The 24,961-nt window shown below is 71.9% G+C and carries 21 protein-coding genes; 5 read left to right on the top strand and 16 right to left on the bottom strand.

Going from position 1 to position 24,961, the window contains the following annotated elements; genetic code table 11:
- Position 1: 1 nt before the first annotated feature.
- On the bottom strand, positions 2-1,258 hold the full coding sequence (gene ahcY, locus ACGFK0_RS32700) for an adenosylhomocysteinase (RefSeq protein ID WP_392911960.1): 1,257 nt from the start codon (positions 1,256-1,258) through the stop codon (positions 2-4).
- Between the two features lie 230 nt (positions 1,259-1,488).
- Positions 1,489-2,934 (bottom strand): adenosylhomocysteinase, encoded by a 1,446-nt coding sequence (gene ahcY, locus ACGFK0_RS32695; protein WP_392911958.1) that lies wholly within the window; start codon positions 2,932-2,934, stop codon positions 1,489-1,491.
- A 189-nt stretch (positions 2,935-3,123) separates the two neighbouring features.
- Here ahcY (ACGFK0_RS32695) and ACGFK0_RS32690 point away from each other — a divergent pair, with 189 nt between their 5' ends.
- Positions 3,124-3,480 carry a MerR family transcriptional regulator gene (locus tag ACGFK0_RS32690; protein WP_392911956.1) on the top strand — a complete coding sequence of 119 codons (357 nt, stop codon included), beginning with the start codon at positions 3,124-3,126 and terminating at the stop codon, positions 3,478-3,480.
- A 41-nt stretch (positions 3,481-3,521) separates the two neighbouring features.
- Here the strand turns inward: ACGFK0_RS32690 and ACGFK0_RS32685 are convergent, their stop codons facing one another.
- The 7 genes from ACGFK0_RS32685 to ACGFK0_RS32655 all read right to left on the bottom strand — a co-directional run bounded on the left by ACGFK0_RS32685 (position 3,522) and on the right by ACGFK0_RS32655 (position 10,637).
- Positions 3,522-4,193 carry a response regulator gene (locus ACGFK0_RS32685; protein WP_392911954.1) on the bottom strand — a complete coding sequence of 224 codons (672 nt, stop codon included), beginning with the start codon at positions 4,191-4,193 and terminating at the stop codon, positions 3,522-3,524.
- An 18-nt stretch (positions 4,194-4,211) separates the two neighbouring features.
- On the bottom strand, positions 4,212-5,858 hold the full coding sequence (locus tag ACGFK0_RS32680; protein WP_392911952.1) for a sensor histidine kinase: 1,647 nt from the start codon (positions 5,856-5,858) through the stop codon (positions 4,212-4,214).
- A gap of 385 nt (positions 5,859-6,243) precedes the next feature.
- Complete coding sequence (locus ACGFK0_RS32675) at positions 6,244-7,299, bottom strand: cation diffusion facilitator family transporter (RefSeq protein ID WP_392911950.1); 1,056 nt, start codon at positions 7,297-7,299, stop codon at positions 6,244-6,246.
- A gap of 2 nt (positions 7,300-7,301) precedes the next feature.
- A complete protein-coding gene (locus tag ACGFK0_RS32670) occupies positions 7,302-8,483 on the bottom strand; it encodes an SIS domain-containing protein (RefSeq protein ID WP_392911948.1) in 1,182 nt (393 codons plus the stop codon).
- The gene (locus ACGFK0_RS32665) at positions 8,480-8,662 is read right to left on the bottom strand and encodes a Trm112 family protein (RefSeq protein ID WP_392911946.1); all 183 of its coding nucleotides are present in this window, start codon (positions 8,660-8,662) and stop codon (positions 8,480-8,482) included. The genes ACGFK0_RS32670 and ACGFK0_RS32665 overlap by 4 nt, the downstream gene beginning before the upstream one ends.
- Positions 8,663-8,715: 53 nt before the next feature.
- On the bottom strand, positions 8,716-10,071 hold the full coding sequence (locus ACGFK0_RS32660; RefSeq protein ID WP_392911944.1) for a phosphomannomutase/phosphoglucomutase: 1,356 nt from the start codon (positions 10,069-10,071) through the stop codon (positions 8,716-8,718).
- A gap of 185 nt (positions 10,072-10,256) precedes the next feature.
- On the bottom strand, positions 10,257-10,637 hold the full coding sequence (locus ACGFK0_RS32655) for a DUF3499 domain-containing protein (RefSeq protein WP_392911942.1): 381 nt from the start codon (positions 10,635-10,637) through the stop codon (positions 10,257-10,259).
- Between the two features lie 213 nt (positions 10,638-10,850).
- On the opposite strand from ACGFK0_RS32655, the gene ACGFK0_RS32650 reads away from it, so the two are divergent.
- Positions 10,851-11,303, top strand: a complete 453-nt coding sequence (locus tag ACGFK0_RS32650) for a metallopeptidase family protein (protein WP_392912142.1) — start codon at positions 10,851-10,853, stop codon at positions 11,301-11,303.
- A 64-nt stretch (positions 11,304-11,367) separates the two neighbouring features.
- On the opposite strand, the gene ACGFK0_RS32645 is transcribed toward ACGFK0_RS32650, so the two are convergent.
- The 4 genes from ACGFK0_RS32645 to ACGFK0_RS32630 all read right to left on the bottom strand — a co-directional run bounded on the left by ACGFK0_RS32645 (position 11,368) and on the right by ACGFK0_RS32630 (position 17,799).
- Positions 11,368-12,879, bottom strand: coding sequence for a DUF5719 family protein (locus ACGFK0_RS32645; protein ID WP_392911940.1), 1,512 nt, complete (start codon positions 12,877-12,879; stop codon positions 11,368-11,370).
- The gene (locus ACGFK0_RS32640; protein WP_392911937.1) at positions 12,876-16,142 is read right to left on the bottom strand and encodes a glycosyltransferase; all 3,267 of its coding nucleotides are present in this window, start codon (positions 16,140-16,142) and stop codon (positions 12,876-12,878) included. The genes ACGFK0_RS32645 and ACGFK0_RS32640 overlap by 4 nt, the downstream gene beginning before the upstream one ends.
- Before the next feature lie 190 nt (positions 16,143-16,332).
- Positions 16,333-16,596, bottom strand: coding sequence for a WhiB family transcriptional regulator (locus ACGFK0_RS32635; protein ID WP_021594342.1), 264 nt, complete (start codon positions 16,594-16,596; stop codon positions 16,333-16,335).
- Positions 16,597-16,818: 222 nt separating this feature from the next.
- Positions 16,819-17,799 carry a hypothetical protein gene (locus ACGFK0_RS32630; protein ID WP_392911934.1) on the bottom strand — a complete coding sequence of 327 codons (981 nt, stop codon included), beginning with the start codon at positions 17,797-17,799 and terminating at the stop codon, positions 16,819-16,821.
- A 158-nt stretch (positions 17,800-17,957) separates the two neighbouring features.
- Between ACGFK0_RS32630 and cofD the strand changes: the two genes are divergently transcribed.
- The 3 genes from cofD (at position 17,958) to ACGFK0_RS32615 (ending at position 22,858) form a co-directional block, all read left to right on the top strand.
- Positions 17,958-18,911 carry a 2-phospho-L-lactate transferase gene (gene cofD / locus ACGFK0_RS32625; protein WP_392911930.1) on the top strand — a complete coding sequence of 318 codons (954 nt, stop codon included), beginning with the start codon at positions 17,958-17,960 and terminating at the stop codon, positions 18,909-18,911.
- Positions 18,908-20,194, top strand: coding sequence for a coenzyme F420-0:L-glutamate ligase (locus ACGFK0_RS32620; protein WP_392911928.1), 1,287 nt, complete (start codon positions 18,908-18,910; stop codon positions 20,192-20,194). Before cofD ends, ACGFK0_RS32620 begins: the two co-directional genes overlap by 4 nt.
- Before the next feature lie 111 nt (positions 20,195-20,305).
- Positions 20,306-22,858, top strand: coding sequence for a bifunctional FO biosynthesis protein CofGH (locus ACGFK0_RS32615; RefSeq protein WP_392911925.1), 2,553 nt, complete (start codon positions 20,306-20,308; stop codon positions 22,856-22,858).
- 64 nt (positions 22,859-22,922) lie between these two features.
- On the opposite strand, the gene ACGFK0_RS32610 is transcribed toward ACGFK0_RS32615, so the two are convergent.
- The 3 genes from ACGFK0_RS32610 to ACGFK0_RS32600 form a co-directional block, all read right to left on the bottom strand.
- On the bottom strand, positions 22,923-23,576 hold the full coding sequence (locus tag ACGFK0_RS32610) for a DNA-3-methyladenine glycosylase family protein (RefSeq protein WP_392911923.1): 654 nt from the start codon (positions 23,574-23,576) through the stop codon (positions 22,923-22,925).
- Positions 23,577-23,857: 281 nt separating this feature from the next.
- On the bottom strand, positions 23,858-24,055 hold the full coding sequence (locus tag ACGFK0_RS32605) for a DUF397 domain-containing protein (protein ID WP_392911920.1): 198 nt from the start codon (positions 24,053-24,055) through the stop codon (positions 23,858-23,860).
- Positions 24,052-24,861 (bottom strand): Scr1 family TA system antitoxin-like transcriptional regulator, encoded by an 810-nt coding sequence (locus tag ACGFK0_RS32600; protein WP_392911917.1) that lies wholly within the window; start codon positions 24,859-24,861, stop codon positions 24,052-24,054. Before ACGFK0_RS32600 ends, ACGFK0_RS32605 begins: the two co-directional genes overlap by 4 nt.
- Positions 24,862-24,961: the final 100 nt, after the last annotated feature.

Here is a 24,961-nt window from a genome sequence, read left to right as displayed (position 1 = left end):
CTCAGGATCCGATGCGCCAGGAGTGCAGGTAGTCCTCCTGGTCTTCGGTCAGCAGGTCGATGGAGATGGACATCGACGCCAGCTTGAGGCGCGCCACCTCCGTGTCGATCTCCTTCGGGACGTCGTGGACGGCCGTGGCCAGCGTCGAGTGGGCGGTGGCGAGCCACGCGCAGGTGAGGGCCTGGTCGGCGAACGACATGTCCATCACGGCGGCCGGATGCCCCTCGGCGGCGGCCAGGTTGACCAGGCGCCCCTCGGCGAGGAGGACGAGGCGGCGCCCATCGGCCAGGACGTACTCGTCGGCCTGCGGGCGGACGCCGCGGTGGACTTCGACGGCCATCTCGGCCAGGGCGCGGACGTCGATCTCGACGTCGAAATGCCCGGAGTTGGCGAGGATCGCGCCGTCCTTCATCACCGCGAGGTGGTCGCGGTTCACGACGTCGCGGTTGCCCGTGACCGTGATGAACACGTCGCCGTCGGCGGCGGCCTCCGACATGGGCTGGACGGAGAAGCCCTGCAGGGCCGCGTCCAGGGCCTTGACCGGGTCGATCTCGGTGACGACGACACGGGCGCCCAGGCCGCGTGCCCGCTCGGCCAGGCCGCGGCCGCAGTAACCGAAGCCCGCGATGACGATCGTCTTACCGGCCAGGAGCGTGTTCGTCGCGCGGATGATGCCGTCCAGGGTCGACTGGCCGGTGCCGTACCGGTTGTCGAACATGTGCTTGGTGTCGGTGTCGTTGACCGCGACCATCGGGAAACGAAGCGCGCCTTCGAAAGCCATCTGATGCAGGCGGATGACACCCGTCGTCGTCTGCTCGCAACCCGCCTTGACCGTGCCGAGCAGATCGGTGCGGTCGATGTGCAACGTGTTGACCAGGTCGCAACCGTCGTCCAGGACGAGGTCGGGCCGGGTCTCCAACGCCTGGTGAATGTGGGCGTAGTAGCCCTCACGGTCGATGCCCGCCCGCGCGAAGACCTCCGCCCCGTACTCCTGGACGAGTGCGGCGGCCGTGTCGTCCTGGGTGGACAGCGGGTTGGACGCGGCGAGTGCGACGCTCGCGCCGCCCGCCTGGAGAGTGCGGATCAGCCCGGCGGTCTCGGTGGTGATGTGCATGCACGCCGCGACCTTCAGCCCGTCCAGTGGACGCTCGTCAGCGAACCGGTCACGGATCTGCCGCAGGACGGGCATGCTCCGGTCGGCCCACTCGATCCGCTTGACGCCCTCATACGCCAGCGAGGCGTCCGCGATATCGCTCATCAACCCCCCTCAATGCACGAACCGCCGCACCACCCACACGACAACACCAGCCGACACACCAGCCACGCGGCGACCCGAACCGTCGCGATTGCGTCCGAAGGCAGGCTTCGAGCCTGCGAGAACCTGATCGCGCAGCGAGCCGCCAGGCGAGCCGGAGCGATGCAGCAATCGCACGCGTTGTTCCGGCTCCGGGCGCCCTCAGCGCCCGGAGCCGGAACAACGCAATGAACTCAGTAACGGTAGTGGTCGGGCTTGTAGGGGCCTTCGACGTGGACGCCGATGTAGGAGGCCTGCTCCTTGGTCAGCTCGGTGAGCTTGACGCCGAGCGCGTCCAGGTGGAGGCGGGCGACCTTCTCGTCGAGGTGCTTCGGCAGGACGTACACGTCGACCGGGTACTCGTCGGTCTTGGTGAACAGCTCGATCTGCGCGATGACCTGGTTGGTGAAGGAGTTGGACATCACGAACGAGGGGTGGCCGGTGGCGCAGCCCAGGTTCATGAGGCGGCCCTCGGCGAGGACGAGGATGGAGTGGCCGTCGGGGAAGCGCCACTCGGCGACCTGCGGCTTGATCTCGATCTTCTCGATGCCGGGGGTCTTGGCGAGGCCGGCCATGTCGATCTCGTTGTCGAAGTGCCCGATGTTGGACACGATCGCCTGGTGCTTCATCCGGCCCATGTGCTCGGCCGTGATGATGTTGAAGTTGCCGGTGGTCGTCACGAAGATGTCGGCGATGTCGACGACGTCGTCCAGGGTGGTGACCTGGAAGCCGTCCATCGCGGCCTGCAGCGCGCAGATCGGGTCGATCTCGGTGACGATCACGCGGGCGCCCTGGCCGCGGAGCGCGTCGGCGCAGCCCTTGCCGACGTCGCCGTAGCCGCACACGACCGCGACCTTGCCGCCGATCAGCACGTCGGTGGCGCGGTTCAGGCCGTCGATCACCGAGTGCCGGCAGCCGTACTTGTTGTCGAACTTCGACTTGGTGACCGAGTCGTTGACGTTGATCGCCGGGAAGGCGAGGGTGCCGGCCTTCGCCATCTCGTAGAGGCGGTGGACGCCGGTCGTGGTCTCCTCGGTGACGCCCTTGATCTCGGCGGCGGTCGCGGTCCAGCGGCCGGGCTTGTCGGCGATGGTGCGGCGGAGGGTGTCGAGGATGACGCCCCATTCCTCGGGGTCCTCGGCGGTGGCGGTCGGGACGGCGCCCGCCTTCTCGTACTCGGCGCCCTTGAGGACCAGCATGGTGGCGTCGCCGCCGTCGTCCAGGATCATGTTCGGGCCGCTGCCGGCCTCGCCGTCGGCCCCCGGCCATTGCAGGGCCTGGTCGGTGCACCACCAGTACTCTTCGAGAGTCTCGCCCTTCCAGGCGAACACCGGAACGCCCTGCGGGTCGTCGGCGGTGCCGTTCTTGCCGACGACGACCGCGGCGGCCGCGTGGTCCTGGGTGGAGAAGATGTTGCAGGACACCCAGCGGACGTCGGCGCCGAGGTCCACCAGCGTCTCGATCAGGACGGCCGTCTGGATGGTCATGTGCAGCGAGCCCATGATCTTCGCGCCGCGCAGCGGCTGGGCGGCGGCGTACTCCTCGCGTACCGCCATCAGGCCCGGCATCTCGTGCTCGGCGAGCCGGATCTCCCGGCGCCCGAAATCGGCCAGCGAAAGGTCGGCGACCTTGTAGTCCATGCTTTCGTTGCTCCCTTGGTGGTGGCGGGTCCGCGGGGTGCGGGGTCGGTGGTGCGGGGTCGGTGGTGCGGGGTCGGTGCGCAATCCTCGTGTGGACGTGGGGCGTCAACGCGTGAGTCTACGGTCGGCGGGCACCGCCTGGCACGACCGGGGGCGACTTCCTGACACAAATTTGTCAGAATTGGCCCCATGCGCATCACGGAGGCCGCCCGGCGGCTCGGTACGTCACCCCGCATGCTCCGCTACCGCGAGGCCCTCGGGCTGCTGCCGGCCACCCGGGAGGCGGTCTCCGGCAGCGGCCGCGCCGGCGGCCACCGCCAGTTCGGCGACGCCGAGCTCCGTGCCGTCGCGCTCGCCCTCGCGCTGGAGAAGCGCTACGACATCGGCCCCGCCGAGCTGGCGTTCGGGTTGCGCGTCCTGGCCGAACCCCAGGTGCAGGCGCACGTGCGGGAGCTGGGCGAACGCATCGGACGGCTGTCCGCGCCGCCCACCCGCGCACTCGACTTCGAGAAGGAGAAGGCCATGCGCCTACTCCGCCGGCGGTAGGGCGCGGGCCGAAATCGCGATCGGCCGGGCCGGGACGGCGATCAACACGCGTTCTCGCCGGGGACGACGACGCCGGACTCGTAGGCGAGCATGACGGCCTGGGCCCGGTCGCGCAGGCCGAGCTTGGTGAAGACCCGCGCGACGTGCGTCTTGACGGTGTGCTCGCTGACGACCAGCCGCTCCGCGATCTCGCCGTTGGACAACCCGCCCGCGATGAGGACGAGCACCTCCGACTCGCGGGCGGTCAGCGTGGACAGCTCCGACGGCGCCTGCGGCCGGTTGCGCCGCTGCTTGGTGAACTCGCGGATGAGCCGTCCGGTGACCTGCGGGGCGAGCAGCGAGTCGCCGCGGGCCACCACCCGGACGGCGGAGACGAGCTCGTCCGCCGTCGCGTCCTTCAGCAGGAAGCCGCTCGCGCCGACGGCGAGCGCCTCGTAGACGTACTCGTCCACGTCGAACGTCGTGAGCACCAGTACCCGGACGCCCTCCGCCCCGGGCAGCGCGAGAATGCGGCGGGTGGCCTCGATGCCGTCCATGCCGGGCATCCGGATGTCCATGACGACGACGTCGGGGCGGCTGCGCTGGGCGATCCGGACCGCTTCGCGCCCGTCGCCGGCCTCGCCGATGACGGTGATGTCGTCCTGCGCGGCGAGCAGGGCGGCGAACCCCGCCCGCACGATCGTCTGGTCGTCGACGATCAGAACATTGATCACCGTTGCCGCCTCACGGGCTCAGCGGCCACCCGGGGGCGCCTCGGAACCGTGTCCACGGGTCGAATTCCCCTCCCTCGTCAGCGGAAGCTCGGCCTCCACCAGGAACCCGCCCTCGGCGGCCGGGCCGGCGGAGAACCGTCCGCCCAGCATCGTCGCACGTTCCCGCATCCCGACGAGCCCGTGTCCGCCACCGGACTCCGGCGCCTCCAGCCGGGTGCGTCCGAGGTCCGCGGACGTCTGGCCCGCGGGGTCCACTATCGCGGTACGGGAGGCGGGGTCGTCGCGGTTCAGGACCCTCGTCGGCGCGGACGCGCCCCGCCCCTCCGGCCCGTGCCCCCGCGGTCCCTGCCCCGCCCGGTCCTGCGCGGGAGGTCCGCTGTCGCGGACGCGGACGGCCAGGCGGTCCGGCAGGAACATCAGGTCGACGTGCACTCCGGAGCCGGGAGCGTGCCGCCTCGCGTTCGTCAGCGCCTCCTGGACGATCCGGTACGCCGACAGCTCCACCGTCGTGGACAGCGCGCGCGGGTCGCCGTGCACGGCGAGGTCGACGCGGCCGCCGGCGCCGCGGTGCTGCTCGATCAGGTCGGGCAGCCGGTCCAGGCGCGGCTGCGGCGAGTTGGCCGCCTCCGGCTCCGGCGCGGCGTCCGCGCGCAGGACGCTGAGCAGCCGCCGCATCTCCACCAGCGCGTCCCGCGCGGTCTTGGCGATCTCGGTGTAGCCGGCGCGGGCCTCGGGCGACAGGTCGTCCATCGTGTACGGGGCCGTCTCCGCCTGCACCGCGATCATGGAGACGGAGTGCGCGACGACGTCGTGCAGCTCGCGGGCGATGCGGGCGCGTTCCCGCATCACCGCCTGCTCCCGCTGGACGGCGGTGAGCCGGGTGAGGGTCTCGTTGGTGCGTTCGGCGGCCTCCGCCTCGGTCCGTCCGGCCGACTCCACGACGCGCCGCGCGTCCCCGAGGCCGATCGCGGCGAGGACGGCGATGAACGCGGCCGGCCACGGGATGTCGTCCAGCGTGTCCGCCGCCAGATAGACGACCGCGAGCGTCGCCACGCTGCCGACCGCGAGGACGCCGGTGGACTGGCGGGGCAGCTGCCGTCCCAGCGCGTACAGCGTGTAGAGGGCCGCGAAACCGGTGGTGATCAGCAGGATTTCGCCGGTGAGCAGGTTCGCGGCGACCGCGCCGAGGACCACGGCCGCGACGGGGCGCAGGTTCTCCCGGCGCCAGACCAGCGGGAGCGTCGCCGCGAGCGCGAACCCGGCCGCGAGGCTGATCGGCGAGCCGGCGCGCGGCGCCAGTTCGCCGAGGGCGGCGATGGTGAGGGCGAGACCGGTCAGCGGGGCGAAGTACCAGGAGCCGGCGATCTCCCGCCACGTGTTGATCCACCGGGGCAGCGGCGCCGTCGCCTCCGCGGGGCCGGCGGGCGCTCCGGGGGCACCGGGCATGCCGGGGGACGGGCGGCGTCCCATGCCGCCGTTCAGCCGCACGGCGAGCCGGTCGGCCAGGGGGCGCAGCAGGGTGCCGATGCCGGTCAGTATCCACAGCAGCAGTTGCCCCACACCCGCCACGATCCGGCCGGACAGCCGCCACGCGTGGTGCGCGAGCGCCGGGCCGAACCCCGCGGGGTCGGGTCCGGTCCGGGCCTTGTCGTCGTCGGAGGTCACCCCTCAATAGTGACCGCTGGGGCGTGCGCTTTCCTCACCGCGCGGATGTATGCGGGCGGCGCGAGTCCACCTGGAGTACCACGCGCGTTCCCTCCCTGAGGGGGACGTGCCGGAGAGCGGCGCGAACGTAGTGTCTTAACCGTGACCGCGACGGTGGCCGAGCCGGCGTAGGAGTTTTCGGCAAGGCCACCGCGGTCACACCAGAACCGCCCGGTTTCAGGGGTCCGGGCGGGGAGTCATGGGAGCACCTCGCCGGACGGCCGTGGCATGAGCCTCTTCGGAGGCACTCGCCGGTGTCGCCTGGGCTGGGGTCGACCGGCACGGCGGCGGCCGCCCGGCGAGGGGTCCCATGTTCTTCAGCACGCCTGTTCTTTCAAGCTGTCTTTCAGGACGACGCGGGGCTCTCCGGCGTCGTCGCCTCCGCGTCCGGCTCCTGCGCGTCCGGCTCCTGCGCGTCCGGCTCCTGCGCGTCCGGCTCCTGCGGGCTCGTCGCCTCCGGGCTGTCGGCGGGAGCCGGGACGCTCTTGGTCGAGGGCTCGTTCAGCGCCGGCTCCAGGTAGATCAGCTTCGCCTCCGGGATCCGCGCCCGGATCCGGGCCTCGGCCGCGTCGATGCCCCGCGCCACGTCCGCGGCCGTGTCGTCATGGCTGACGGCGATCTTGGCGGCGATCAGCAGTTCCTCCGGGCCCATGTACTGGGTGCGGATGTGGACGAGATGATCGACCTGGTCCACCGACTCCAGCGCCTCGATGATCTGCCGCTCGGTGGCGGGATCGGCGCCCTCGCCGATCAGGAGGCTCTTGGTCTCGAACGCCAGGATCGCCGCGACCACGGCGAGCAGCACGCCGATCGCGATGGTGCCGACGCCGTCCCACACGCCGTCGCCGGTGGCCACGGCCATCGAGACGCCGAACAGCGCGAGGAACAGGCCGACGAGGGCGGCGAGATCCTCCAGCAGCACCACCGGCAGCTCGGGGGCCTTGGCGCGGCGGATGAACTCCCACCAGGACTGGTCGCCGCGGACCCGGTTCGACTCCTTGATCGCGGTGCGGAAGGAGAAGACCTCCATGATGATCGCGATGATGAGCACCCCGAACGCCCAGCCCGCGGACTTGATCTCCTCCGGGTGGGAGATCTTGTGGTAGCCCTCGTACAGCGAGAAGACCGCACCGACGGTGAACAGGACGACCGCGACGACGAACGCGTAGAAGTAGCGCTCACGCCCGTATCCGAACTGGTGCTGCTGCGTGCGGTGGCGCCTGGAGCGCTTGCCGCCCACCAGCAGGAGACCCTGGTTCCCCGAGTCCGCCATCGAGTGGATCGACTCGGCGAGCATCGACGACGAACCCGTGAACGCGAACGCGACGAACTTCGACACCGCGATCCCGAGGTTGGCGGCCAACGCGGCGACGATGGCCTTTGTTCCGCCCTCAGCACTCATCTTTAGGAGATCCTTGCTTTGAGTTCTTGAATGGCCGGCACCGGAGTGGGGTCCACGCCCAGCGCGATAGCCAAGTAAACCGTGACATAGTCCGCCATCGCGATCAGGGTGGCGATTCTTTCCAGCGGATGTTCGCCCCCGGCCCGGATCTCCGTCACGGCCACACCCCGGTCGCGGGCCATGCCGGCGGACGCCTCGCACCGCTTGCGCACCTGCGGATGCTCCTCCACGTCCCGCATGAGGACCAGGTGCAGGCCGTGCTCCGGATCGTCCGTACGGTCACGGAAGAAATAGTCGTCGTCCGGGGGCGTGGGGGTCGACCCCCACGATGACCCGTCCGAGTCCGCCGGGGAACCGCCCCGGGCGAAGAAGCCGTCGAACGCCATCACCTGGTTGTGGTCCGCCTCGGGAACCTCGCCGAAGACGCCCGGGTACTTGGCGTTCTCGTTGAGCTGGCAGCACAGCCGGTAGGCCGCCGTCCCGGCGAGCGCCGACGACCCCCACACCAGCGGCACGTCGCCCGCCAGATCGAGTGCGATCCGCTTGGCCGGGTTGACGAACGGCTCGCTGGACGGACGGCACCGGTGCGCGACGTCCTCCAGCAGGACGGCGGTGGACTCCAGCACCGCGTCGGACACGTCCGCCAGGCCCAGTGCGCGGACGGCGAGGATCAGCGGGATCGTCAGGCCCCACAGCGTCGACCGCGGCCGGCCCGCCGACCACACCGGGACGAACACCCCGCGGCTTCTGTCGGACAGGCCCGCGAGCGGCGAGCCGGCGCCGCCGACGAACAGCAGCCTGCATCCCCGGCGGGCGGCCTCCGCGGCGACCTCAAGGGTCTCCTCCGTCTCCCCGGAGCACGACACCGCGATGACGAGGTCGGCGGCGCCCACCCAGCCGGGCAGCCGGTAGCCGCGCACCGTCGTCACCGGGACGGCGCAGCCCACCCCGCACACGGCGGCGAGGACGTCGCCCGACAGGCCCGAGCCGCCCATGCCGGCGACCACGATCGCGCGCGGCCTGCCGTCCTCGGCGAGCCCGGCGACGCCCGCCTCGGCCGCAGCCCGCTGCGCCTCCCGCACCTGCGCCGCCGACGACGCGACCTGCCGCAGCATCCCGCCGGGATCGGCCGCCTCGGCCGCCGCCCCGTCCTCCAGCCGCGACGGGTCCGGCCCGTCTGTCACGGGGCGGGCGTCCTGGCCTCGTCGACCAGCAGGACGGGGATGTCGTCGCGGACGGGGTAGGCGTAGCGGCACGAGCCGGTGCACACCAGTTCGGCGGCGTCGTCGTCGGCACGGAGGTCGCCGCCGCAGTTGGGGCAGGCGAGGATCTCCAGGAGCCAGGGTTCGAGCTTCATCGTCATCGCAGCGTCACTTTCCTCAGCAGTCATTTCCGGCCGGTCGGTTCCCCGGCCGGTCACTTCTCCCTGACCAGCGCCAGGACCTCGTCACGGATCGCCGCCATGGTCGCGTCGTCGCCCGCCTCCGCGTTGAGGCGCAGCAGCGGCTCGGTGTTGGACGGCCGCAGGTTGAACCACCATCCGGCGGCCTGGTCGCCCACCGTCAGGCCGTCGAGTTCGTCGATCGTCACCCCTGGCCGCCCGGCGAAGGCCTCCCGGACCTTCGCGGCGGCGCCCGCCTGGTCGGCGACCTCGCTGTTGATCTCGCCGGACGCCACGTAGCGGGTGTACTCGCCGAGCAGTTCGGAGAGCGGTCCGTCCTGCCGCCCGAGCGCGGCGAGGACGTGCAGCGCCGCCAGCATGCCGGAGTCGGCGAACCAGAAGTCGCGGAAGTAGAAGTGCGCCGAGTGCTCGCCGCCGAACACCGCGCCCGTCTCCGCCATCGTCTGCTTGATGAACGAGTGCCCGACGCGCGTCCGGACGGGCGTCCCGCCGTGCTCGGAGACGATCTCCGGGACGGCCTGCGAGGTGATCAGGTTGTGCACGATCGAGGAGCCGGGATGCTTGGCCAGCTCGCGCGTCGCGACCAGCGCGGTGATGGCGGACGGGGCGACGATCTCGCCGCGCTCGTCCACCACGAAGCAGCGGTCGGCGTCGCCGTCGAACGCCAGCCCGATGTCGGCGCCCGTCTCGCGGACCTTGGCCTGCAGGTCGCGCAGGTTCTCCGGCTCGATCGGGTTGGCCTCGTGGTTGGGGAACGTGCCGTCCAGCTCGAAGAACAGCGGCACCAGGTCGATCGGCAGGCCCTCGAACACCGGCGGGACGGTGTGCCCGCCCATGCCGTTGCCCGCGTCCACGACGACCTTGAGCGGGCGGATGGACGACAGGTCGACGAGCGTCTTCAGGTGGTCGGCGTAGCCCTTGAGGATGTCGCGCCGGGAGACCGTGCCGGGCTCGCCGTCATAGCGGGGGACGCCCTTCTCGATCATTTCGCGGATGTCGGCGAGGCCGGTGTCGCGGCCGACGGGCCGGGCGCCCGAGCGGCACAGCTTCAGCCCGTTGTACTTGGCGGGATTGTGGCTCGCGGTGAACATCGCGCCGGGCAGGCCGAGGTTGCCGCTGGCGTAGTAGAGCAGGTCGGTGGAGCCGAGTCCGGCCTCGATCACGTCCGCGCCCTGGGACGTCGCGCCCCGCGCGAACGCCTCCGACAGCGGCACCGACGACTCGCGCATGTCGTGGGCGGTGACGATCGCGCTCGCCCCCGTCACCCGGACGAACGCCGCGCCCGCCGCCTCGGCGGTCTCGGCGTCGAGTTCGTCCGGTACGACACCGCGGATGTCGTACGCCTTGAAGATCTTGGCGAGGTCGCCCACTCCTGCTCCCTGTCCAGAAGAGCCCGACCCGGGCGGACACCGCCCGGAAAGACCCCTGCTTGCATGAACGCCGCCGGAAGAAGCGACAGGGACACGAGCCTACCGAAATGGGCGGCCGCCACCGGCCGGGGCATCGTCGCGGGGGCGGCGCGGTCCCGGGGCGGAGGTCTCCCGTGGTGGTGCGGTCACTCCTGGCCGGGCTGCGTCGCCGCGGGCTCCGAGCGGAGCACCCGCAGGTGGCCGCGGCGGCCGACCTCCGTGCCCTGCCCGACCGGCTCCTGGCCCGGTCCAGGGGCGGGCTTGGCGGCCTCGCGGACGGCGTCGGCGAGGGCCTCCAGGTCGTCCGCGCTGGGCTCGGACTCCTCCTCGACCGGCAGCCGCACCAGTTCCCAGCCCATCGGGGCGGTGAGCCGCTCGGAATGCTCTGCGCACAGGTCGTAGCAGTGTGGCTCTGCGTACGTGGCTAGGGGCCCCAGTACCGCGGTGGAATCACGGTAGACGTACGTGAGCGTGAACACCGCCGGCGCCTTGCAGGCGGTGCGGGAGCAGGTACGGACGGGGCTCACGATGGCTGACCGTACCTCCCTCCCACCGGCTCCGCCACCACCCGGGCGCACGTGTCGCCGTTACCGGGCGATTTCCGGGGTAACAACTACATTCCGTGTGGTCTCCGACCCTCACCGTGGGGTGTCTGGACGGCGGCGGTGCCCGGGCGTAGCCGATGGCCGCTCGCCGGGGACGGGCGGCGGCAGAGGTACTCTTGAGGCGTGCGATCCCGTGTGGCAGGCGTGCGGCGTCGCGATCGGCACGGTCGTGGCGTTCGCGGCCCTCTGACACCCCCGCAGGCGCCGATCTCACGCACCCGGGCGGAACGGTTCGACGACCTCGTGGACGACGAGGTGCGCCGGCTGGGTCTGCGCTGGGGCCGGGAACTGGCGAAGGTACGGTTCACGGTCGAGGAGGTACCGGGCGTCGAGCCGTGGTTCGAGGGGCCCGTCCCGCTCGGCCAGACCATCCCCGGCGACGGCGACCAGACCGGTGACGGTGACGGTGACGGTGACGGCGAGCGGCGGGTGCGCATCGTCGTCTTCCGCCGTCCCATCGAGGCCCGTGCGACCGGCGAGGCCGAACTGGCCCGCATGATCCGCGCCCTCCTCGTCGAAGAGGTCGCCGACCTGCTGGGCCTCTCCCCCGAGTTCGTCGACCCCGGCTACGACTCCCCCGACGACTGACGGGCGTCCGACGGCGTCTGACGGCGCCTGGAACCGACAAGACCGGCCCGCCCGATGGGGCCGGTCACTCGCCGGGGATGAGGGCGCTCTGGGAGCCGGCCGTGTCGGGCAGGTGGACGGTCGTGGACGCGGGGACGATCGGCAGGACGGTGAACAGGTACTCGTCGCCCTTGCCCGTGGAGAGGATGCGGGAGGCGTGGACGGGCGCCGAGCCGGGCTTCGGGATGATCACGGCGCCGTAGGCCGCGTCGTCCTCGGCGTCCCCCGACGGGGCGGTCAGTTCGGTCCGCACGGTCCGGCCGGCCGGGATCCTGATCTCCTGCGGGCCGCTCGCGCCTTCGGCGTTCATGGTCCTGATCTGGACGGCCGCCGCGCCGGCCGGGGCGGTCAGCACGAGGGCGGAGTCGAACCGGTTGTCGGCGACGATGCCGGGGCCGGACCCGGTGAGCGGCCGGGTGGCGGCGCCGTAGGCGGCGTCGGCGCCCCGCTCGGCGGCGAAGCCCGCGAGGATCGGGCGGTCGGCGACCAGCCGGACGGCGGCGGTCTTGCCGAGCAGCGCGCGGTCGAGGGCGACGGACGTGACGGTCTTGGCGGGGGCGTCGAGAATGTCCTGGCCCTGCGGCGCGAACGCGCCCTCCGGCGTGATCACCTGCACCCTGATCCGCGCGTCGGCCTCGCCGGGCACGGCGACCATCAGGCGGCGTTCGCCCGAGCCGCCCGGGACGCCGGGCAGGAGCAGGGACGAGGCGGGGGCCGGCGACTGCGGCAGCCACTCGATGCCCTTCTCCTCGCCGATCCGGACGCGCAGGGACGCCGCGACGCGGCCGCTGGTGGTGCGGACGCGCAGCGACAGGTCGGCGGCGGTCTTCACGATGTCGCCGAGTCCCTCCGCCGACTCGCCGATCTTCACGACCTTGGTGGTGCGGGGGTCGACGCGGGTGCCGCGGCCGTCGATGGTGTCGAGGGGGCCTTCGCCGGACAGGGCGGTGAGGTCCACGGACGCCGGCTGGGAGTCGACGTTGGTCAGGTAGAGGTCGAGTTCGTCGGCGGAGACGGGTCCGGGGCCCATGAACCACAGGTCGGTGCCGGGTGAGGCGCAGCGGGCGCCGGCGAGACCCCGGTCGTCGCCGTCGTCCCGGTAGGTGGTCTGTTCGGCTTCCAGGCCGGCGGCCATGGCTCCCGTGGCGCGGACGGTGTAGGAATCCCCGCCGGACTCGGTGTCCTTCTCCCAGAGCCGGCCGGGCGAGGACAGGGAAGCGAGCGCGGAGCCGCCCTTGGTCGGCGTCATGGCGACGCTTCCGCCGGCCTTCCTGTCGGGAAGGGACTGGACGGCCAGGCGTCCGCCTTCGTGGCCGGGGCAGACCATCACCGCGGTGGTGACGGGGGCGTCCCGGCCCTTCTCGGAGGCTTGCCCCGGGCGGGAGAACGCCGCGGCCCCGTACAGCGCGGCCAGAGCGACGAGCACGAGGGCGGCGGAGGCGTAGCGCAGGCTGAGGAGGCGCAGGACCTTGTCCAGGTCCACGTCCGGCTTCAGGTTCGGCTTCAGGTTCGGTTTCAGGTTCGGTTTCAGGTTCATGACACCTCCTCCGGGCTTCGCTCTTCGACGGGCTCGGGGGGCGGGTCCTCGTGCCGGGCGCGGGAGTGGCTTCCGCGTCGTCGGCTCCGCCGTACACGGCGCCGTTCGCGTTCACCGGCGAACGGCAGGTTCTCGGCCTGTGCGCCGGGGAGCGCCAGGGCGGCCACCAGCAGGACGGCGATGCCCTGGACGACGAGCCACATGTGGCGCATCGTCATGGACCGGGTCAACCGGAACTCTCCTCCGGCGGCTGGGATGTCGTAGCCCTGCGCCCAGCCGTCCACGGTCCGTTCCTTGACGTCCTTGCCGTTCAGGGTCGCTCGCCACCCGCCGTCGGCGCGTTCGGCCAAGAGGAGGGTGCGTGTGCCCGTTCCCGGGGGTATCTGCACTCGGGCGCCGATCCTGCCTGCGGGAAGCGGAGTGAGGGTGGACCCTTGCAGGAGCATCATCCGGGCGGACGACGACTGGAGTCTCCACACCGCGAACGTCTCCGTACGGCTGAGGCGGGTCAGTTCGGGGGCCGCGTCAAGGACCTTGGTGATGGGATCCGTCCTCGGGTGCGGCACCAGCAGGTACTGGACGCCCATCCGTGTCAGTGCGGGCCCGGCATCGCCCTCCCGCCCGGCGACCAGACCGGCGACGAGGTCGTCCAGGCGGTCGCGGGCCCGGCCGCCGTCCATGACCTCTGATTCACCGATCCTCGGACGTGCGTCTCTGAGGAGCGTGTAGGAGACACGTCCGGTCGGCTCTCTGTGCAGGACCAGTGTCCGTTGCCCGCCGGGGGCGTGCACGAATGCGGGGACCGTGTCCGGGTCGAGTCTGGCGAGCGGGCCGCCCGCGCCCCCGGCGACCCAGAACCCGGCGGCCAGGACGGGGGCGGTGAGCGCGGCGAGGACCACGACCGCCCCTCCGGCCCGGTAGATCAGATGGTTGCCCGCGAGGGCTTCGGTGGCGCGCTGGACGGCCGCGGTCGCGGCGAGCAGGACCCCGGCGCTCGCGAAGACGAGTGCGACACCGGGCCAGGCGGGCGCCTCGTCCGCTCCTTTGGTCACGGTGGCCGCGCTGGTAAGGATCGCGACGAGCAGCCCGAAGATGGCCAGCAGCCAGCCGGCCAGCACGGCGCTCCGGCGGCTGCGCAGCGGCAGCGCGCAGACGGCGACCGCGAGCAGCCCGGCCAGCGCCCACCGCGCGGGGGTGCCGGGGCCGCCCGGGTCGAGCGCGAGGAGGTCTGCCGCGGTGGCGGGCTCGAACCGCCGGTGCAGACCCGCCTCCGTCAGGAACCGCGACGGGTTCAGCAGGAGGCCGGCCGTCCACGGGAGCATCAGCAGCGGCGGGACGCCGAGCGCGATGGCGAGGTTGCGGCGCCCGTTCCGTCCCGGCCGTTCGAACAGCGCCCACACCATCGCCGCGGCCACCACGCCGATCAGCCAGGTGAGCGGGACGAACGCCATCGCGACGGCCAGCAGCAGCGCGACCGTCCACGCGGACCGCCCCTCGCGCTTGCGCCGCGTCCGGACGTCGGAAACGGCGGAGCGCGGGAACCCGTACACGCGGGCGGCGTGCACGGCGATCAGCGGGAGCAGGACGAGGACGACGGCGGTGCCGAGCCGTCCGCCCGCGACGGCTCCGGTGGCGGCGGGCAGCAGCGCGTACACGGCGGCGAACCACGCCCGGACGGCGGTGACGGGGACGCGGCGGCCGCTCGCGCGGGCGCGCCGCCCGGTGCGGGGCGCCTCGGCCACCAGCAGCCGGGACGCGCGGTAGGCGGTGAGTCCGGCGAGCGGCACGCTGCCCAGCAGCAGGACCGACACCGCCAGCCACGGTTTCCCGAACAGCACCGTGGACAGGACGGCGAGGACCCCGATGTAGGGCGGGCTCCCCGCGTCGCTGCCGAGTCCGACCGGATGCCAGCCGGACAGGTACTGCGCCCACAGGTCGCTCGCGCCGCCCCACGCGGGGACGAGCGCGCCGCCGCCGAGGTGTCCGGCGGCGGTGAGCAGGGAGCGTTCGGCGGCGATCGCGACGGCGGTCAGCACCAGGACGAGCATGACGCCGGGACGGGCGAGGAACCGGCGGACCGGGCCCGGTTCGTCGGAGATGCTCTCGTCGGCCGGGTCCTCACCGCCGGGGTGGCGGGCCCCGTCGGATCGGTGGGCCCTGTCGGATCGGTGGGCATCGTCGTGCTCGTGGGCGGCGAAGTACTCCGAGATCGCCTCGACCGTCCGGCGCGCCACGACCCACCGGGGCTGGAAACGCCGGACGCTGCGGTGCACGCGTGTGCGGCCGTCCGCGCGGGCGGCTCGTGCCCGCCGCAGCCGCCCCGGGGCGCGCAGCACGTCGCCGAGCGCGCGAACCTCCTCGCGGGCCGCCACCGGCCGTTTGGTGGCCGCCAGGTAGAGCGCGTGAACGAGCGACGCCCAGATGTTGCGGGCCAGCGCACGCAGCATCGCGGGCATGGGCTGGTTGGCGAGCAGCGTGTGGATGGCGTTGCGGCGGTCGCGGCGGGCCGGATGCTCGGCGGTCATGCCGATCTCACGGAGCCCGCGCCGGGACGCCTCCGCGTGGTACACGACGGCGTCGCTCGCGGTGACGACCCGGTGCCCGGCCGCGTGGACGCGCCAGCAGAAGTCGAGGTCGTCGCGGAAGAGGCCGTACTCGACGTCGAAGCCGCCGAGCCGGTCCCAGACGTCGCGGCGGACCAGCATCCCGGCGCTGCCGACGGCCAGCACGTCGCGGACGCCGTCGTGCTGGCCCTGGTCGAACTCGTGCCGGTCCAGGCCCGTCTCGCGGCGTCCGGCGGCGTCGACGGTGACGCCCAGCTCACGCAGGACGCGCCGGTCGTCCCAGTCGCGGACCTTGGGGCCGAGCACCGCCATGCCGGGGTCGGTGTCCGCGGTCCGCAGCAGCTGGGCGAGGGCGTCGTGGGCGGGCTCGCAGTCGTCGTGCAGCAGCCAGAGCCATTCGGTGCGGGTGTTCCCGGGGTCGTCGTCGGGGACCGGGGCGGACGCGGCGTCCTGGCGGAGCGCCTCCGCGACGGCCTCCCCGTACCCGGTGGTGCGCGGCAGCGTGAGGATCGCGGCCTCGCCGACGACCTCGGCGAGGACGGCGGGCCCCCGGTCGCGGCTTCCGGTGTCCACGATGATGAGGCGCTGCGCCGGCCGCGCCTGCGTCAGCAGCGCTTTCAGCGTCTCCGGGAGCCAGCGCGCACCGTCGTGGGTGACGAGGACGGCGGTGACGACGTGGCGATCGAGAGTGGGGGCCAATGATCGCTCGATCTGTGGGACGACGGGTTCGTGGCTGAAATGTCCGTGCCGGACGACGGTGTTGACCGAAACGACATCAGCCGTGCCGACCCTGGGGCCGGCACGGCTGACAACTGTACGCGTGGCCGCGCGGGGCACGCCTTGGATCCCTGAGATCCGGGTGCGCGGCCGCCGTCACCCGCGGCCGCCGCTAGACGGCCTGGCGCTTCAGCTTGCGGCGTTCCCGCTCGGAGAGCCCTCCCCAGATGCCGAAACGTTCATCGTGCTGCAGCGCGTACTCCAGGCACTCCGTACGCACCTCGCATGCCCGGCACACCTTCTTGGCCTCGCGAGTGGAGCCGCCCTTCTCCGGAAAAAACGCCTCCGGATCCGTCTGCGCGCACAGTGCGCGCTCCTGCCAGCCCAACTCTTCACCGTCTGTGCCGTGCGCCAGCGGGATGACCACCTCGCTCACAGCGCACCTCCCTGCCCGTGGAACCCCCTGGTCAATGCCGTCCCTCCGGTTTCTTCCCCCGGGAAGGCATTGAAACTACACGGACGAAATTACACGCGTGTAGCGCCCGCCCCGTCAAGCCGGATAGCCATCCAGGGCGACTTAGCGGGTTATGCCGGGATGCACGGGCTGACCCTTGGCTGAAGATCAGTTAATCCGCCGGTCACCGTCGGAGCAGGTGCCTTACTGCGGAGGCGGGGGACGGTTGTCGCGGTACCAGTCGCCGCCGTCGTCGGGACGCTGCTCGCCGCCGGGCGCGGGCTGGGTCCCCTGCGGGCCCTGGTCCTGGCCGGAGCCGCCGTAGGCCCGGGTCCACTCGCCCATCTCCTCCTGCTCGGAGGGGGGCTGCGCGCCCTGCTGCTGCTCGTAGCCCTGCCCGCCGGACTGGTAACCGCCGCCCTGACCGCCGTACTGCTGGTAGTCCTGCTGGCCGTACTGCTGCTGGGGCTGCTGCCCGTACTGCTGCTGGCCGTACTCGCCCTGCTGACCCTGCTGGCCGTACTGCTGCTCGTAGCCCTGCTGCGCGGCCTGCCGGCCCTCGGCGCCCTGCTGGCCGTACTCCTGGTACTGCTGGTACTGCTGCTGCCCGTACTGCTGCTGCCCCTGCTGGCCGTAGTCCTGCTGGCCGTACTGCTGCCCCTGCGCGCCGGGCTGGCCCTGCTGCCCCTGCTGGTACCCGAAGTCGGGGTAGCCCTGCTGCATCTGCGGCTGGGCCTGCGGACGCGGCGGCTGCATGCCCTGGAAGACGGTGTAGACGTACCAGCCGCCGACACCGACCACGGCGAGCTTCCCGGCGCCGATCAGGAACGCCGAGAGCTTCGTGAGCGCGCCCGCGGACTCGGAGGCGGCGAGCATCCCGCTGAGCCAGCTGACGACACCGAACAGGGCGATGCCGCCGAGGACCCCGAGCGCCCCCATGACGATCGTCCGGGCCTGCGGCGTGGGACGCTCGCCCCAGGTCACCAGCAGGACCGCGAGGACGAGAAGCCCGACGATCCCGATCTGCAGGAACATCCCGTCACGGGTCTCGAGCAGGGCGCGGAAGGTGAAGGTGCCATCGCCGCCCAAGAGCGTGATGATGCCCGCGAGCAGTTGCACGCCCGCCGAGGCGAGCAGTACCCAGGCGGCCGGTTCGCGCAGGCGCTGGACGGCTTCCTTGTTCACGGTGACATCTCCAGTCCGAGGCAGTGCGATTACACGACAAAGCTTTGCATAGTTCGGCGCCGTTCACCCAGTGGGGGCGCGCCCTTCCGCCGCCCGTTCTCCGGGGGGCCGGGGGTTCGGCCTGCCGAGGGCCGGGCGACCCCCGTAGGCTTCCGTCCATGAAGATCGTGGTGCTGGCGGGCGGCATCGGCGGGGCCCGCTTTCTACGCGGGCTCCGGTCGGCGGCTCCCGAGGCGGAGATCACCGTCATCGGCAATACCGGGGACGACATTTCCCTGTTCGGGCTGCGCGTGTGCCCCGACCTGGACACCGTGATGTACACCCTCGGCGGCGGCATCAACGAGGACCAGGGGTGGGGGCGGACCGACGAGACGTTCACGGTCAAGGAGGAGCTCGCCGCCTACGGTGTCGGGCCGGGCTGGTTCGGGCTGGGCGATCGCGACTTCGCGACCCACATCGTCCGGACGCAGATGCTGGGGGCCGGATACAAGCTGTCGGCGGTGACCGAGGCGCTGTGCGACCGGTGGAAGCCGGGGGTCCGGCTGATCCCGATGACCGACGACCAGGTCGAGACGCACGTGGTCGTCGAGGACGAGCAGGGCCGGCGCGCGATCCACTTCCAGGAGTGGTGGGTGCGGCTGCGGGCGTCGGTCCCGGCGCTGTCGATCGCGGCGATCGGCGCCGAGGAGTCCACGCCGGCGCCGGGCGTGCTCGCGGCCGTCGAGGCGGCCGACATGGTGCTGTTCCCGCCGTCCAACCCGGTGGTGAGCATCGGGACGATCCTGGCGGTGCCCGGCATCCGGGACGCGATCGCGGCCAAGACGGTCGTCGGCGTCTCCCCGATCATCGGCGGCGCGCCCGTGCGCGGCATGGCGGACGCGTGCCTGACCGCGATCGGCATGGAGACCTCCGCGCGCGCGGTGGCCGAACTGTACGGGCTGGGGTTGCTGGACGGCTGGCTCGTCGACGACGCGGACGCGGACGTCCGGGTGGAGGGCATCGAGGTTCGGCCGCGGCCGCTGCTGATGAGCGATGAGCAGGCCACGGCCGCCATCGCCCGGGCGGCCGTGGACCTCGCGCTGGAGCTGAAGCGGGCGGAGGAGGCCGGGTGAGGTTCGAGGTGTTCGGGGTCGCGGGGCTGCCGGAGGTCGCGGAGGGCGACGACATCGCGGCGCTGATCCCGGCGGACGCGGTGCGGGACGGCGACGTCCTGGTCGTCACGTCCAAGATCGTCAGCAAGGCGGAGGGGCGGATCCTGGTCGCCGGCGACCGGGAGAAGGCGATCGACGCCGAGACCGTGCGGGTGATCGCGCGGCGGACGCACGCGCGCGGCGAGACCCGGATCGTGGAGACGCGGCAGGGGCTCGTCCTGGCGGCGGCCGGGGTGGACGCGTCCAACACGAAGCCGGGCACGGTGCTGCTGCTGCCTGAGGACCCGGACGCCTCGGCCCGCCGCATCCGCGCGGGTTTGCGCGAGCGGACCGGTGCGGACGTCGCCGTCATCGTCTCCGACACGCTCGGGCGGCCCTGGCGCAACGGTCTGACGGACGCGGCGATCGGCGTCGCGGGCCTGGAGCCGCTCAGCGATCTGCGGGGGCGCGACGACGCGTACGGGAACCGGCTCGACGCCACGATCACCGCCGTCGCCGACGAGATCGCGGCCGCGTCGGAACTGGTCAAGGGCAAGCTCGACGGGGTCCCCGTCGCCGTCGTGCGCGGCCTGTCCGGGCTGGTCACGCGGGAGGACGGGCCGGGTGCGCGGGCGCTGATCCGCCCGCCCGACGAGGACATGTTCCGTTACGGGTCGTCGGAGGTGCTGTACGCGCGGCGGACGATCCGCGAGTTCACCGCCGACCCCGTCGACCCGGCGGCGGTGCGCCGCGCGGTCGCCGCCGCGATCACCGCGCCGGCGCCGCACCACACGACGCCGTGGCGGTTCGTCCTGCTGGAGTCGGCGCGGGCGCGGACGCGGCTGCTGGACGCGATGCGCGACGCCTGGGAGGCCGACCTGCGCCGCGACGGCTTCTCCGACGAGTCGGTCACCAAGCGGCTGCGGCGCGGGGAGGTGCTGCGGCGGGCACCGTACCTGGTCGTCCCGTGCCTGGTCATGGACGGTTCGCACGACTATCCGGACGAGCGCCGGGCCCGGGCCGAGCGGGAGATGTTCGTCGTCGCGACCGGCGCGGGCGTGGAGAACCTGCTGGTCGCGCTGGCCGTGGAGGGGCTTGGTTCGTGCTGGGTGTCGAGCACGATGTTCTGCCGGGACGTCGTCCGCGAGACGCTCGCCCTGCCGGACGACTGGGATCCGATGGGCGCCGTCGGCGTCGGGCATCCGGCCGCGCCGCCGCGCGAGCGCCCGCCGCGCAGCCCGGAGGCGTTCATCGAGGTCCGGTGACCCGGCCGGTGACGCGGGAATAGATCGCGCCCATCCGGGGCTACCACACATGCCGGACAAATCGGGGCCCCGACGCGGTGCAAATTATGACGATTGGCATAGAGTGCCCGCATGGACGCCACGAGCTCCGCGCTTCGCCGGGCACTGGCCCGCGCGCGTGACGGCAAGACACTTGACCGATCCGAGGCCACCACACTGCTGCACGCCCGCGGGGCGCAGCTCGACGACCTGCTCACCTACGCCGCCCGCACCCGCGACGCCGGACTGGACGCCGCGGGCCGGCCGGGTGTCATCACCTACAGCCGCAAGGTCTTCATCCCGCTGACCCGTCTGTGCCGCGATCGCTGCGGGTACTGCACGTTCGCCACCGTCCCCCACAAGCTGGACTCCCCCTATCTGAGCCCCGACGAGGTCCTGGAGATCGCGCGGCAGGGCGCGGAGATGGGCTGCAAGGAGGCCCTGTTCACGCTCGGGGACCGTCCCGAGGACCGGTGGAAGCAGGCCCGCGAGTGGCTGGACGCGCACGGCTACGACGACACGCTCTCCTACGTCCGCGCGATGGCGATCCGGGTGCTGGAGGAGACCGGGCTGCTGCCGCACCTGAACCCCGGCGTGCTGACCTGGCGCGACTTCCAGCGGCTCAAGCCGGTCGCGCCGTCCATGGGCATGATGCTGGAGACGACCGCGACGCGGCTGTTCAGCGAGCGCGGCGGCCCGCACTTCGGGTCGCCGGACAAGGACCCGGCCGTCCGGCTGCGGGTCCTTGAGGACGCCGGGCGGACGAACGTGCCGTTCACGACCGGCATCCTCATCGGCATCGGGGAGACCGTCGCGGAACGCGCGGACGCGATCTTCGAGATCCGGCGGACGATGCGGGAGTACGGGGCGATCCAGGAGGTCATCGTCCAGAACTTCCGCGCGAAGCCCGACACCAAGATGCGCGACACCCCCGACGCGGAACTGGACGAGCTGGCCGCGACGATCGCGGTGACGCGGCTGATCCTCGGCCCGAAGGCCCGCGTCCAGGCGCCGCCGAACCTGGTCGCCGACCAGTACGCGCTGATGCTGCGCGCCGGCATCGACGACTGGGGCGGCGTCTCGCCGCTGACGCCGGACCATGTGAACCCCGAGCGGCCGTGGCCGCAGATCGACGAGCTGTCCGAGCAGACGGCCGCGGCGGGGTTCGAGCTGCGCGAGCGGCTGACGATCTACCCCGAGTACGTGCGGCGCGGCGAGCCGTGGCTCGACCCGCGGCTCATCGGCCACGTGGCGGCGCTGGCCGACCCCGCGACGGGCCTCGCCCGCGAGGACGCCGTCCTGGAAGGACGTCCCTGGCAGGAACCCGACGGCGGCTTCGAGGCGTCCGGACGGACCGACCTGCACACCGAGATCGACACGACCGGCCGCACCAGCGACCGGCGCGACGACTTCGACGAGGTGTACGGCGACTGGGACGCGCTACGCGACCGCATGGCCGCCCCCCAGCGCTTCGACGCCGACGTCAAGGCCGCTCTCGCGCGCGCGGAACAGGACCCTGCGGGCCTGTCGGACGATGAAGCACTGGCCCTTCTGCACGCCGACGGACCGGAACTCGACGCCCTCGCCAAGCTCGCCGACGACCTGCGCCGCGACGTGGTCGGCGACGACGTCACCTATGTCGTCACCCGGAACATCAACTTCACGAACGTCTGCTACACCGGCTGCCGGTTCTGCGCGTTCGCACAGCGCCGCACGGACGCCGACGCCTACACGCTGTCCCTCCGGCAGGTCGGGGACCGGGTGGACGAGGCGTGGGAGGCCGGCGCCACCGAGATCTGCATGCAGGGCGGCATCCACCCCGACATGCCCGGCACCGCCTACTTCGACCTCGCCCGCGAGGTGAAGAACCGCGCACCCGGCATCCACCTGCACTCCTACAGCCCGATGGAGGTCGTGAACGGCGCGTCCCGCGCGGACATGTCGATCCGCGAATGGCTGGAGGGGGCGAAGGAGGCCGGGGTCGACTCACTGCCGGGGACGGCCGCCGAGATCCTGGACGACGACGTCCGGTGGGTGCTGACCAAGGGCAAGCTGCCCACCGACCAGTGGGTCGAGGTCGTCACCACCGCGCATGAGATCGGACTCCCGACGACGTCCACGATGATGTACGGGCACGTGGACACACCGTCGCACTGGGTGGCGCACATCAAACTGCTCCGCTCCATCCAGGAACGGACGGGCGGGTTCAGCGAATTCGTTCTCCTGCCCTTCGTGCACCACAACTCGCCCATCTATCTCGCCGGGCTGGCGCGGCCGGGACCGACCGTCCGGGAGAACATCGCCGTCCATGCCTTGGCGCGCATCCTGTTGCACGGCGCGATCCCCAACATCCAGACGTCCTGGGTGAAGCTGGGGGACGAACTGTGCACGCGCGTCCTGCGGGGAGGCGTGAACGACCTCGGCGGCACGCTCATGGAGGAGACCATCAGCCGCATGGCCGGGTCGGAGAACGGTTCCTTCAAGGCCATCAGCGAACTGGAGGAGATTGCGGCGCGCGCGGGCCGTCCCGCCAAGCAGCGCACCACCCTCTACGGCGAAGTGCCCGCAGAGCGCGTGGAAGCATCCCGCAGGACAGACGGCATAGGCCACTTCGGCGCCCTGAACCTCACGCCCGTCTCTCGTTGATCTGCGGCATGCCGCCCTTGTCCGATCCTCCGCAAGGGCGGCACGCCGCGGGTGAACGCCATGTTCAGAAAGACCGGTAGTCCCGGACGGGCAGCCGGGGGCCGCGCCTCGGCGGGCGCCTCCCGGACGATTCCAGCAGCCGGGTGACCCGGTACCGGTGGCCGGCGTAGGGCTCCAGCAGTTCGAGCATCCCCGCGTCGTCGACCTTGCGTCCGGCCAGCGCCCAGCCGACCAGGCCGGGCAGGTTGTAGTCCCCGACGGAGACGGCGTCGGGGTCGCCCACCGCCCGCTGCCGCACCTCGGCGGCCGTCCAGACCCCGATCCCCGGCAGGGACCGCAGCCGCGCCTCGCCGGGCTCCTCCTCCAGCCGCGCCGCGACCCGCGCCGCCCCGATGATCGTCCGCGCCCGGACGGCCTCCAGCCCCGACCGGTGCCACTCCCACGAGGGAATCCGGACCCACACCCCCGGCGGCGGCGGAACCCGCATATGCGGCGCCCCCGGCGCGGGAGTACCGAACCTGCGCAGCAGATACCCCCAGCCCCGCCAGGCCTCCTGCGCGAGGACCTTCTGCTCCATCACCGCGGGCACGAGCGCCTCGAAGACCCGCCCCGTCCGGCCGATCCGCAACCCGGGCCGCCTGCGCACCTGCTCCCGGACGACGTCATGCCGAGCAACGAACCCCTCGGGCACATCGCAGGCCCCCAGCAGCTCAGGCACCCCTTGGAGCAACCACTCGGCCCCGTCCCCCCAGGCAGTGGCCTCAACAACGTCCCCGACCAGCCGAAGCCGCAACGTTCCAGGCCCCTCAGGCGTGTACGAAGCGCGCCAGACGGACCCGTCCCGCTCCACCCGAAACGCCGGATCATGAGCCCCCCGCCGATGCGGCGAAAGCGTCCCCACAAGATCCAGCGGCCACCCCGGCCGCCACTCCCGAACCCGGCCGGGACGATGACCAGCGGTCGTCTCCCCGGCCACACCGAACGACGGGTCAGGCAAGCTCAAAGAGCCAACTCATCCCGCTTGATGCGGACGACCAGATCGGCGAAAGTTTCAAAGGGAAGCGCCAGATTTCCCGTCGCGGGGCTCTTGGAGTCCCTGACACCCACGGCCCCCGACAACCGAGCGACCTCCACACAGCTCGAGTCGTCGGTCATGCCACTGTGACTCGACTTCCGCCACCTGGCCTGGGCAGTCATCTCATGTACTCCATCATGCGCTCGATGAGTCGACGCGAGGGGATCTCGGGAAGCGCCTGCGCGGCGATGAGTTCGAACCCCTTCCCGAACGTCCGAACCTCGGCGGTATCGAGCACCAGTCTGCCACTGCCCAGCGCCTCGACATACGCGACATCACCGTGTTCGACGGTGAGTACCTCGAAGGCACCCATTAGACCGAAATAGGCCCCGACTGATCGGGGGACGACGCGGACGATGACGTTGGGCATCTCGGTAAGTTCACGGAGCTGCGCGAGCTGATCGGCCATGATGCGGCGCCCACCGATCGGCCGGTCGAGGACAGCCTGGTCCAGCAGCACCCAGAGTTCGGGCGGGTCCGGGCGAAAGAGGGCCTCCTGGCGGGCCAGCCTCGCAGCGACCTGCTTCTCGACCTGTTTCGAGCGCGCCGCGGTGAACAGCGCCCGCGTGTACTCCTCCGTCTGGAACAGGCCGGGGATGATCGCCAGCCCGAAGATCCGCAGTTCGGACGCCCGCGCCTCATACCTCTGGTGCTGGCGATGCCCGTTGAGGTCGTAGGCGCGGCGGGCGTACATCAGCAGGCGTTGGAAGTGGCCGCCGGTGTCCCAGCGACGGTCGAGGGCCTTTGCCTGCTCCTCGGTGAGCCTCCGCTCGTTCGCCTCGTAGTTGCATACGGTCTGCTTCGCGGCACCGATGACGCGCCCCAGCCGGGCCTGCGAGATGCCCTCCTTCTGCCGGAGTCTACGCAGGTCATGGGCCATCCAGTGCCAGTGCGAGTCCATCGGGTCGAGCGAGTCTGCGACACCCATCGGGGGGACCTCCTGGTATGCGATGTCCTCTGCTACCTACCGAACATACTTCCGGAGCGTCACGCTATGAGCGCGAAACGTGAAATCCGTATCCGGAGTG

The organism is Spirillospora sp. NPDC048823, from assembly GCF_043198445.1.
GTDB lineage: Bacteria > Actinomycetota > Actinomycetes > Streptosporangiales > Streptosporangiaceae > Spirillospora.
This window is presented reverse-complemented; position numbering and strand designations above follow the sequence as displayed.